Raw genomic sequence first — 242 nt, forward strand, 5'->3', positions numbered from 1 at the left:
ACCAACTGAGCTAATAACCCGCTCTATGCACTTATTCAATTATGAATGAAGCTTACGTAAATCCGCCGATTGATGCCAAACCGTATTCACAAGGAATAAAGAATGGTGGGTCATGATGGATTTGAACCATCGACCAATTGATTAAAAGTCAACTGCTCTACCAACTGAGCTAATGACCCGCTCTAATATAAATCTGCTTTGTAAAAAGCTTGCGTAAATCCGCCGATTAAACTGTCATAGAA

The 242-nt window shown here is 39.3% G+C and carries 1 tRNA gene; it reads right to left on the bottom strand.

Annotated elements, in window-relative coordinates:
• Positions 1 to 103: 103 nt before the first annotated feature.
• Positions 104 to 179, bottom strand: a tRNA-Lys gene (locus tag AAEY83_RS17990).
• Positions 180 to 242: the final 63 nt, after the last annotated feature.

The organism is Psychrobacter sp. TB20-MNA-CIBAN-0197, from assembly GCF_040309765.1.
GTDB classification, from domain to species: Bacteria; Pseudomonadota; Gammaproteobacteria; order Pseudomonadales; family Moraxellaceae; genus Psychrobacter; species Psychrobacter submarinus.